Source organism: Methylobacterium aquaticum (assembly GCF_001043915.1).
Taxonomy (GTDB): domain Bacteria; phylum Pseudomonadota; class Alphaproteobacteria; order Rhizobiales; family Beijerinckiaceae; genus Methylobacterium; species Methylobacterium aquaticum.
Window position 1 is genome coordinate 1 of sequence record NZ_LABX01000218.1, and the last position, 9,385, is coordinate 9,385.

The window sequence follows — 9,385 nt, forward strand, 5'->3', positions numbered from 1 at the left end:
GGATCCTGGACGATCCCGAGATGAGCGGGACCATCATGGGCAGTCAGATGGATCTCCGAGAGCGCGAAGACCTTGTCCTTGGCCAATTGGCCGGTCGTCGTCTTCGACCGTCCGCGCGACTTGACGCTCAAGTTTCCCTTGAGGCGGATGCGGTCGTCCCAACCGTGGGTCTGGCACAAGGCAATCAGGTTGGCCGTGCCGTAGCACCGATCGGCCATCAGGCAGACCTCAGCCTCGGGCGGCAGCCAGGCGAGGGCCGCGGCGAGCAAGTCCTTCTGGACCTCGAAGCCGATGGCCCCTTGCGTGGCGACGACGCGCCAAGCCACCGGCAATGCCCGCCGGCCGATGCGCAGTGCCAGCATCAGCATCTGGTGGCGCTGGTTGATCTTGGTTTGATCCAGGATCAGAACCAGCGGCTCGCCCTGCTCGGCCATCAAAGCCATGCGTTCCGTCGCAAAGGGTGCGATGACGTCGTCAGGCTTGATCAGCGGGTTCATCACAACCCGCCAGATCCACTGAAAGCGCATGTCGATGCGCTCGACGGGCCGGGGCAATCCGGCGGCCAGATCCATCAAGGTGGCGCTGCGCACGTCGAGCATGGTGGCGACCAACAGGGCGAGATTGACGCGCTGGGTCTTGCGTTGGGTCGGGAGGAGATGCTGGAGTTCTCGGCCGACGCTGTCGGCCAGGACGAGAAGACCGGACACCGGGCGAGACCTTGGCAACCACAGGATGATCCCGCGAATCACGCCCGCAATCGCCCGTCAATCCCGCCCCAAAAAACTGATGGATGGTGAGGGGCTTACCCCTCGCGCAACTGACGGAGCATCATGCTCGTTCGATGAAAGCGCATCTGCACAATTTTATCTGATATTGCTTGCAGCACAATTTCTACCGACTACTAGAGCGCTTCACGATCGCGCTGCAATCGCAAAGCTTCTCCAGATCTTTGATTTTGCCGCATTTTCTACGACGAACCGGCATCCACTTCGTCGGAAAATGCTCTAGATGCAAAAAATTTACCATTCAGAGGCCGGCATCGGCCCCACCCTTGAGGGTGACGGGGATTGTAAGGTAGCGCACGCCGTTGGCCTCGGCGGGCGGGAACTTGCCGGCCCGGATGTTGACCTGGATCGAGGGGAGCAGCAGCCGTGGCGCGGACAGAGTGGCGTCACGTGCCATGCGCATCGCCGTGAACTCCTCCTCGCTCACCCCCTCCTTGATGTGGACATTGCCGGCCCGTTGCGCGGCCACCGTCGTCTCCCAGGCATAGGCGTCCCGCCCGGGCGCCTTGTAGTCGTGGCACAGGTGAAGCACCGTCTCGGGCGGCAGCGACAGCAGGCGGCGGATCGAACGGTAGAGCGCATGCACGTCGCCGCCGGGAAAGTCCGCCCGGGCGGTGCCGAAATCGGGCATGAACAGGGTGTCGCCGACGAAGACGTGGCCGCCGATCCGGTAGCAGATGTCAGCCGGAGTATGGCCCGGGGTGTACATCACCTCGACGGCGAGGTTGCCGATCGCGAAGGTCTCGCCATCGACGAAGAGATGGTCGAAGTCGCTGCCGTCGGTCTTGAGGTCGACAGCATTGAAGACCGGCCGGAATATTTTTTGAACCTCACGGATATGCTCGCCGATGCCGATCTTCGCCCCCGTCTTCGCCTTCACGTAGGGCGAACCGGAGAGATGGTCGGCATGGGCATGGGTCTCGAGCGTCCAGACCACGGCGTAGCCGGCGGCGTCGGCAGCCTTCAGCATCGCCTCGACCGAGCGCGTGTCGACGCTGCCGCCGTTGTGGTCGTAGTCGAGCACAGGATCGATGAAGGCGGCCTGCCGGGTCTCCGGGTCGGCGACGATGTAGCTCACCGTATTGGTGGGCTCGTCGAAGAACGCGTGGATGATCGGCTCGGACTGGGTCGAGGTAGACATGGCCTGTCTCCGGAACTGAATTGCGTCTGATCAGGAGGCGCGAACGCGGCGACCGCGCGTGTCGATACCGAGCAGCGTATAGGCGGGGCAGACCCCGACGACAGCGGTCAGGCCCATCACGGCGCCGATGGCCAGGGCGGCGATCGCCCATCCGCTGGAGGCCAGAGCCGCGCCGGTCCCAGCGAGCAGGAGGCTGGCGACGAGGCGGAGGGCGCGGTCCAGGGTTCCGATATTGGCGTTCATCATGGTCTCCCGAACGGTGCCGGGGAGGAGCCCGGCCAGGCGTGGCACCGGATGCCTGGCCGCGTCTCGGTCACGGCGTCGCCGCGAAGGCGCCGGCGTTGCGGTAGAGCATGTACCCGGCGACGGCGAAGACGACGCTGGCGAACACCGTGTTGAGAGCGCCCTTGAAGCCGGCGAGCCGGTTGGCGACCCGCATTCCGAGCAAGCCTCCGACCAGCCCCCCGGCGATGAACTGCCCGGCGACGACCCAGTCGACCATTCCCGACAGGGCGTAGTTGAGCGCCGTGGCCAGGCCGAAGGCACCGACGGCGAGCAGCGAGGTGCCGACCGCGGTGATGAGCGGCATGCCGGTGGCGAAAACCAGGCCCGGGACGATCAGAAAACCCCCGCCGATGCCGAAGAAGCCCGACAGCATCCCGACCCCGAAGGCGACACCGACCACGGTGCGGCTCGGCACCGGCCCGCAGCCGACCGGCTCGGCAGTGCCGCCCGTGCCGCGCCGGCCGCGCAACATGTGAAGGCCGACGACGACCATCAGGAGCGCGAACAGGAACAGCAGGCGCTGCCCGTCCACGGCCTTGCCGAGCGAGGAGCCGATGAAGGCCCCGAGGATGCCGACCAGGGCGAAGACCAGGGCACAGCGCCAGCGCACGTTGCCGGCTCTGGCATGCCCCGCGAGCGTCAGGAAAGCGTTGGCAGCCACTGCCAGCGCCCCGGTGCCGATGGCGAGATGCGGCTGTGCGATGCCGACGGCGTAGAGCAGGAGGGGCGTCGCCAGGATCGAGCCGCCGCCACCGATCAAGCCAAGGGTGAAGCCGACCCCGGAGCCGGACAGGAGGGCAGGCAATGCGCTCATGGACGTGTCTCCTCCGCACGGCCGGACGCAAGCGTGACCCTGCATCCGGGATATCGATTACAAAATACATATAACGACGCCGAGGCGGCTCGCTGGGAGAGACATCGCGCCCCTTGACGGCGATGTCAATATGCGATTTGGTGATCTTCTCACAACAAAATACAAATTCATAAATCAAGGAATGCGATGATGGACGTCAAGTGTCTCGCCCCCGACCTGTCGGTCGCCGGCCAGATCCGGCCCGCCGATCTCGCGGCCCTGGCACAGGCCGGGTTCCGGTCGGTCATCTGCAACCGGCCCGATGGGGAGGAAACGGACCAGCCGGGTTTTCCCGAGATCGACGCAGCGGCTCGCGCATTCGGGATCGAGGCTCGCTATCTGCCCGTCGTGTCGGGCCAGGTCTCGGACGGCGATGCGGCAGCCTTCGGCGCGCTGCTGGCCGGCCTGCCCAGGCCCGTTCTCGCCTATTGCCGAACCGGCACCCGCTCGACCACGCTTTGGTCGCTCAGCGAGGGCGCCCGCGGCCGGCCCCTGCCTGACATCCTCTCGGCGGCCGAGGCGGCGGGCTACGACATGACCGGGGTGGTCCGGCGCGTCGCCACCGGCGGCCGGGCGTCCGGGGACGCCGCCAACCTCTTCCACAGCGTCGTGGTCGTCGGTGGCGGGGCCGGCGGCATCGCGGTGGCGGCCAGCCTCAAGGCACGCAAGCCCGACCTCGACATCGCGCTGATCGACCCCGCCGATGTGCATTACTATCAGCCGGGCTGGACCATGGTCGGCGCCGGCATCTTCTCGCCGGCCGAAACGGCCAAGACCATGGCCTCGCTGATCCCGGCGGGCGTGCGCTGGATCAAGGCGGCCGTGGCGGCCGTCGAGCCGGAGCGAAACGCCGTCGTCCTGGAGGGCTGCCGGCGGGTCCGCTATGACCGCCTCGTGGTCGCGCCGGGCCTCAGCCTCGACTGGTCGGGCATCGCCGGCCTCCCCGAGACGCTCGGGCGGAACGGCGTGACCTCGAACTACCGCTACGATCTTGCCCCCTATACCTGGGATCTGGTGCGAAATCTGCGTGCCGGTCGCGCCGTGTTCACGCAGCCGCCGATGCCGATCAAATGCGCGGGCGCGCCGCAGAAGGCGATGTATCTGTCCGCCGATCACTGGTTGCGCCAGGGAAGGCTGACGGACATCGACATCGCGTTCTACAATGCGGGTGCAGTCTTGTTCGGCGTCAAGGACTACGTCGAGCCGTTGATGGAGTATGTCAGGCGCTACGACGCGCACCTCCACTTCCAGCACAGGCTGACGCGGATCGATGGCCCGGGCCGTCGCGCCTGGTTCACCCGCACGACCGGCGATGGCGGGACCGAGACGATCGAGACCGACTTCGACATGATCCACGTCGTCCCGCCGCAGCGGGCACCGGACTTCGTGAGGGCCTCGCCGCTCGTCGATGCCGGCGGCTGGGTCGAGGTCGATCCGGCGAGCCTGCGCCACGCCCGCCATCCCGGGATCTATGCGCTCGGCGACGTCACCAATGCCCCGAACGCCAAGACCGCCGCGGCGGCACGCAAGCAGGCTCCCGTGGTGGCCCACAACCTGCTCCTCGATATGGGATACCTGCGCGGAGACGAGGTCGCCTATGACGGCTACGGCGCGTGCCCGTTGACGGTCGAGCGCGGCAGGATCCTGCTCGCCGAGTTCGGCTATGGCGGCAAGCTGCTGCCGAGTTTCCCGGCCTGGCTCATCGACGGGACGAAGCCCAGTCGCATGGCCTGGCTCCTCAAGGAGCGGATGCTGCCACCGATCTACTGGAAGGCGATGCTGAAGGGCCGCGAGTGGATGGCAGCGCCTCGTCCGACGCCTGGGTTGCAGCGAGCAGGCAGAGAGGTGGCCTGAGCCCCCAACTTTCTGGCGAGGTCGCCAAGGCGGTCGTTACCGCCTCTGGCGGGAGACGGGAGCGTTGAAGCGCCATTCAATCCGTCCGCCGGCGCGCGACGCGAAGGCGCTCAAGGCTCGTCTCCGACCTTTGCGAACTGGGCAGCCTGCCCGAGGGCGCGCACCCGCGCTTCCGGAGAGCGGGACGGGGCCCGCCGTGGGCGCTCGGCGATCAGGATGTCGTCGAGCGCCTCCAGCAGGGCGCGCATCCGCGGATCGCTCAGGCTGTAGAAGACGACCTTGTGCTCGCGCCGGGTGGCCACGACCTCGGCGTTGCGCAACTCGCCGAGCTGCTGCGACAGCGTCGGCTGGCGGATGCCGAGCCGCTGCTCGACCTCCGAGACCGCGCATTCGCCTTCGGCCAGCAGGTAGAGGATGCGCAGCCGGTTGGGATTGGCCGCAACCTTGAGCAGGTCCGCGATCCGGGCGGCGTTCGCCTCGTCTGTGCCGGGGCCCATCAGGCGCTGCCCAGTCGATAATACCAATCGGTTCCGTTCGCGCCGGCCTCGGCGAGGCCGTCGGCGGTGACCGGCGGATTGGCCAGGACCGGCTCGCCGGGCTGCCACCCCTCCGGCGTCGCGACATCCGCCGCATCGCAGGTCTGGAGCGCCTTCACCAGCCGCAGGAGTTCGGCCACGCTGCGCCCGACGGTGAGCGGATAGGCGACGAGGGCGCGCACGATGCCGTCCGGGTCGATGACGAAGGTCGTCCGCACCGTGGCGCTCGAGGTCGCCCCCGAAGGCAGCATCCCATAGGCTCGGGCGATGCCCATCGTCGGGTCCTCGACGATGGGGAACGGGATCGCGACGCCGAAACGCTGCGCGATGCTGTGGACCCAGGCGAGATGCGAGGACAGGCTGTCGACCGAGAGGGCCAGGAGATCGCAATCGAGCGCCTGGAACGCCGCGTGGGCCTCGGCGAAGGCGACGAACTCGCTGGTGCAGACCGGGGTGAAGTCAGCCGGGTGCGAGAAGAACACCAGCCAGCGCCCCCGGTAGGAGGCGAGGGTGCGAGGGCCCAGAGTGGTGCGGGCCCGGAAATTCGGCGCGACATCCCCGATGATCGGCGGGCAGGACGGAGGCGGAATGGGAGGAGCGTCGTTTTCGGCTGTCATGAAGCGAGGCTCCGGCCGGCATGGCGAGGGTGCTGAACGCCCCACTGCCGTTTGTGATTGGGAACGTCAATATGTCGTTTTATATTTTGTAACAGGTTACGCATCGAAACATGGATTGACAGGGCGACGGCGAAAGCCGAGGAAGGTCCGTCGCCTCGCAAGGGCCGGCCCGCGCGGCGGACCCGGCCCCTTCTCCCGGCTTGTCCCTTCGGATCGATCCCATGCTGGCCGACCATCTCCCGAGCGCGCTCGACCTTGCCCGCAGCCAGTTCGCCTTCACGGTCGTCTGGCACTTCCTGTTCCCGGCCTTCACCATCGGGCTGGCCAGCTACCTCGCCGTGCTGGAGGCGTTCTGGCTCGCCACCGGCCGGGACATCTACCTCGACACCTACCGCTACTGGCTCAAGATCTTCGCCGTCGCCTTCGCCATGGGCGTCGTCTCGGGGCTGGTGATGAGCTACCAGTTCGGCACCAACTGGTCGGTCTTCTCGGACAAGACCGCGCCTGTGCTGGGCCCGCTCCTCGGCTACGAGGTGCTCACGGCGTTCTTCCTCGAAGCCGGCTTCCTCGGCGTGATGCTGTTCGGGCTCGAGCGGGTGGGGCGGCGCCTGCACTTCCTCGCCACCGCGCTCGTGGCCGGCGGCACGCTGCTCTCGGCCTTCTGGATCCTGTCGGCCAATTCCTGGATGCAGACCCCGGCCGGCCACGGCCTCGACGCCGAAGGCCGCTTCGTGCCCGAGAGCTGGTGGGCGGTGATCTTCAACCCGTCCTTCCCTTACCGCTTCGCCCACACCGTCACCGCCGCCTACCTGACGACCGCCATGATCGTCGGCGCGGTCGGCGCTTGGCACCTGCTGCGCGACCGCTTCAATCCCCGCGCCCGACTGATGTTCTCGATGGCGATGTGGATGGCGGCCATCGTCGCCCCGGTGCAGCTCGTCCTCGGCGATTTGCATGGCGGCAACACCTATCACCACCAGCCGGCCAAGGTGGCGGCGATGGAGGGGCATTTCGAGAGCGAGCGCCGGGCCCCCTCGATCCTGTTCGGCTGGCCCGATGCCGAGAGTGGATCGACCAAGTGGCAGGTCGGGATCCCCGGTCTCGCCAGCCTCTACCTCGCCCACGACCTCGATGCAGAGGTGACCGGCCTCAAGGCCCTGCCGCGCGACACCTGGCCGACCAACCTGCCGCTGGTGTTCTGGGCCTTCCGGGTCATGGTCGGCCTCGGCCTCCTGATGATCGGCCTCGGCCTGTGCTCGCTCTATCTGCGCTGGAAGGACCGGCTCTACGAGACGCCGTGGCTGCACCGCTTCGCGGTGGCGATGGGGCCCTCGGGGCTCGTCGCGGTCACCGCCGGCTGGGTGGTGACGGAGGCCGGCCGCCAGCCCTTCACGGTCTATGGTTTGCTGCGGACCGCCGACAGCCTCTCTCCGGTCGCCGCGCCCGCGGTGGCGACCTCGCTCGCCGCCTTCGCGGTCGTCTACTTCGCGGTGTTCGGGGCCGGCATCTGGTACCTGATGCACCTCTTCAACCAGGCGCCGCGCCCGCACGAGCCGGGACCGCCGGTCGGCCAGCCTGTGCGGACCGCCGGCATCACCCCCGCCCCGGCGCTCGCCGCCGATCCCCGTCCGACGCCGGCCGAATAAGGAGGATCCGATGAGCGTCGACCTCACCCTGATCTGGGCCGTCCTGATCGCGACGGCGGTGTTCCTCTACGTGGCGATGGACGGGTTCGACCTCGGCATCGGCATCCTGTTCCCGGCGCTGCCCCACAAGGTCGACCGGGACGTGATGGTGAACTCGGTCGCCCCGGTCTGGGACGGGAACGAGACCTGGCTGGTGCTCGGCGGCGGTGGGCTGTTCGCGGCCTTCCCGCTCGCCTACGTCACCATCCTCCCGGCTTTGTACATGCCGCTGATCCTGATGCTGCTGGCCCTCGTGTTCCGCGGCGTTGCTTTCGAGATGCGGTTCCGGGTTACCACGCCGCGCGGGCAGCTCGCCTGGGATCGCGCCTTCTCCTGGGGCAGCTACGTCGCGACGTTCTGCCAAGGCATCGCGCTCGGCGCCTTCGTGCAGGGGATCCGGGTCGAGGGCCGCGCCTATGCGGGTGGCTGGTGGGACTGGCTGACGCCGTTCTCGCTCCTGACCGGGTTCGCCCTCGTCGTCGGCTACGGCCTTCTCGGCGCCTGCTGGCTCATCTGGAAGACCGAAGGCGACCTGCAGCGGCGCGCCTACGCGCTCGCCCGGCCTCTCGGGCTCGCCACCCTCGTCGCCATCGCGGTGGTCTCGGCGACCATGCTCGCGGTGAGCGCAGCCTTCCGCGAGCGCTGGCTCGGCCTGCCGGGCATGGCGATCGGCGCCCCGGTGCCGGTGCTGGTCGGCCTTCTGGCCTGGCGCTTCGCCGGGGCCCTGGAGCGCCGCGAGGAGATCATGCCGTTCCTCTGCGCGCTCGGGGTCTTCCTGCTGTCCTATGTCGGGCTCGGGATCAGCATGTGGCCGCACATCGTGCCGCCGGACATCACGATCTGGCAGGCGGCGACCCATCCGAAGTCGCAGGCGTTTCTGCTCTACGGCGCGGCGGTGCTGGTGCCGCTGGTGCTGACCTACACGGCATACGTGTACTGGCTGTTCCGCGGCAAGGTCACGGCCGGAGCGGGGTATCATTGATGCGCGCCGACCCCGACACGACGACGGGAGGCGCCCGGGACCGCGCCGCCCGCGTCCCGCAGAGGGCCCTGGGCTTGCGCCGGCTCGGCTGGTTTCTTCTGCTCTGGTCGCTCAGCGTCGCGAGCTTGACGGCGATCGCCTGGCCGCTCCGCTGGCTGCTTCGCTCGGTTTAAAGTTATCAATCCAAGTTGTTTGGTCCCGGGATTTGGTGGTGCGGGCTCAACATCCATCAGCTTTTTGGGGCAGGATTGACAGGCGATTGCGGGCGTGATTCGCGGGATCATCCTGTGGTTGCCAAGGTCTCGCCCGGTGTCCGGTCTTCTCGTCCTGGCCGACAGCGTCGGCCGAGAACTCCAGCGTCTCCTCCCGACCCAGCGCAAGACCCAGCGCGTCAATCTCGCCCTGGTGGTCGCCACCATGCTCGACGTGCGCAGCGCCAACTTGATGGATCTGGCCGCCGGATTGCCCCGGCCCGTCGAGCGCATCGACATGCGCTTTCAGTGGATCTGGCCGGTTGTGATGAACCCGCTGATCAAGCCTGACGACGTCATCGCACCCTTTGCGACGGAACGCATGGCTTTGATGGCCGAGCAGGGCGAGCCGCTGGTTCTGATCCTGGATCAAACCAAGATCAACCAGCGCCACCA

General features: G+C 67.6%; 10 protein-coding genes and 1 pseudogene. 5 read left to right on the forward strand and 6 right to left on the reverse strand.

Annotation, left to right across the window (positions count from 1 at the left end):
* The 4 genes from VP06_RS25705 to VP06_RS25720 all read right to left on the reverse strand — a co-directional run.
* The coding region (locus VP06_RS25705; RefSeq protein ID WP_156295770.1) for an IS4 family transposase at nt 1-749 on the reverse strand (749 nt) is incomplete at its 3' end.
* Between the two features lie 277 nt (nt 750-1,026).
* Nucleotides 1,027-1,926, reverse strand: coding sequence for an MBL fold metallo-hydrolase (locus tag VP06_RS25710; RefSeq protein WP_048466654.1), 900 nt, complete (start codon nt 1,924-1,926; stop codon nt 1,027-1,029).
* Nucleotides 1,927-1,956: 30 nt separating this feature from the next.
* On the reverse strand, nt 1,957-2,172 hold the full coding sequence (locus tag VP06_RS25715) for a YgaP family membrane protein (RefSeq protein WP_245291311.1): 216 nt from the start codon (nt 2,170-2,172) through the stop codon (nt 1,957-1,959).
* 67 nt (nt 2,173-2,239) lie between these two features.
* Entirely contained in the window at nt 2,240-3,025 is a 786-nt protein-coding gene (locus VP06_RS25720) for a sulfite exporter TauE/SafE family protein (RefSeq protein ID WP_048466656.1), read from the reverse strand.
* 189 nt (nt 3,026-3,214) lie between these two features.
* On the opposite strand from VP06_RS25720, the gene VP06_RS25725 reads away from it, so the two are divergent.
* Nucleotides 3,215-4,918: a bifunctional protein tyrosine phosphatase family protein/NAD(P)/FAD-dependent oxidoreductase gene (locus tag VP06_RS25725; RefSeq protein ID WP_048466662.1), complete on the forward strand. Its 1,704-nt coding sequence runs from the start codon at nt 3,215-3,217 to the stop codon at nt 4,916-4,918.
* Between the two features lie 110 nt (nt 4,919-5,028).
* Here VP06_RS25725 and VP06_RS25730 read toward each other — a convergent pair whose 3' ends face one another.
* Nucleotides 5,029-5,415 (reverse strand): ArsR/SmtB family transcription factor, encoded by a 387-nt coding sequence (locus VP06_RS25730; protein ID WP_048466657.1) that lies wholly within the window; start codon nt 5,413-5,415, stop codon nt 5,029-5,031.
* On the reverse strand, nt 5,415-6,071 hold the full coding sequence (locus tag VP06_RS25735; RefSeq protein WP_048466658.1) for a peroxiredoxin: 657 nt from the start codon (nt 6,069-6,071) through the stop codon (nt 5,415-5,417). Before VP06_RS25735 ends, VP06_RS25730 begins: the two co-directional genes overlap by 1 nt.
* A 221-nt stretch (nt 6,072-6,292) precedes the next feature.
* Between VP06_RS25735 and VP06_RS25740 the strand changes: the two genes are divergently transcribed.
* The 4 genes and pseudogenes from VP06_RS25740 to VP06_RS25750 form a co-directional block, all read left to right on the forward strand.
* Nucleotides 6,293-7,717 carry a cytochrome ubiquinol oxidase subunit I gene (locus VP06_RS25740; RefSeq protein ID WP_048466659.1) on the forward strand — a complete coding sequence of 475 codons (1,425 nt, stop codon included), beginning with the start codon at nt 6,293-6,295 and terminating at the stop codon, nt 7,715-7,717.
* A 10-nt stretch (nt 7,718-7,727) separates the two neighbouring features.
* On the forward strand, nt 7,728-8,738 hold the full coding sequence (cydB, locus tag VP06_RS25745; protein WP_048466660.1) for a cytochrome d ubiquinol oxidase subunit II: 1,011 nt from the start codon (nt 7,728-7,730) through the stop codon (nt 8,736-8,738).
* On the forward strand, nt 8,738-8,911 hold the full coding sequence (locus VP06_RS38275) for a DUF2474 family protein (RefSeq protein WP_245291312.1): 174 nt from the start codon (nt 8,738-8,740) through the stop codon (nt 8,909-8,911). Before cydB ends, VP06_RS38275 begins: the two co-directional genes overlap by 1 nt.
* 136 nt (nt 8,912-9,047) lie before the next feature.
* A pseudogene (locus tag VP06_RS25750) lies at nt 9,048-9,385 on the forward strand (IS4-like element ISMmg3 family transposase); the annotation flags it as partial.

What these genes read in the sequence shown, in the direction of transcription:
- VP06_RS25710 (WP_048466654.1), bottom strand. Translation starts at nt 1,926, where the DNA reads ATGTCTACCTCGACCCAGTCCGAGCCGATCATCCACGCGTTCTTCGAC.
- VP06_RS25715 (WP_245291311.1), bottom strand. Translation starts at nt 2,172, where the DNA reads ATGATGAACGCCAATATCGGAACCCTGGACCGCGCCCTCCGCCTCGTC.
- VP06_RS25720 (WP_048466656.1), bottom strand. Translation starts at nt 3,025, where the DNA reads ATGAGCGCATTGCCTGCCCTCCTGTCCGGCTCCGGGGTCGGCTTCACC.
- VP06_RS25725 (WP_048466662.1), top strand. Translation starts at nt 3,215, where the DNA reads ATGGACGTCAAGTGTCTCGCCCCCGACCTGTCGGTCGCCGGCCAGATC.
- VP06_RS25730 (WP_048466657.1), bottom strand. Translation starts at nt 5,415, where the DNA reads ATGGGCCCCGGCACAGACGAGGCGAACGCCGCCCGGATCGCGGACCTG.
- VP06_RS25735 (WP_048466658.1), bottom strand. Translation starts at nt 6,071, where the DNA reads ATGACAGCCGAAAACGACGCTCCTCCCATTCCGCCTCCGTCCTGCCCG.
- VP06_RS25740 (WP_048466659.1), top strand. Translation starts at nt 6,293, where the DNA reads ATGCTGGCCGACCATCTCCCGAGCGCGCTCGACCTTGCCCGCAGCCAG.
- cydB (WP_048466660.1), top strand. Translation starts at nt 7,728, where the DNA reads ATGAGCGTCGACCTCACCCTGATCTGGGCCGTCCTGATCGCGACGGCG.
- VP06_RS38275 (WP_245291312.1), top strand. Translation starts at nt 8,738, where the DNA reads ATGCGCGCCGACCCCGACACGACGACGGGAGGCGCCCGGGACCGCGCC.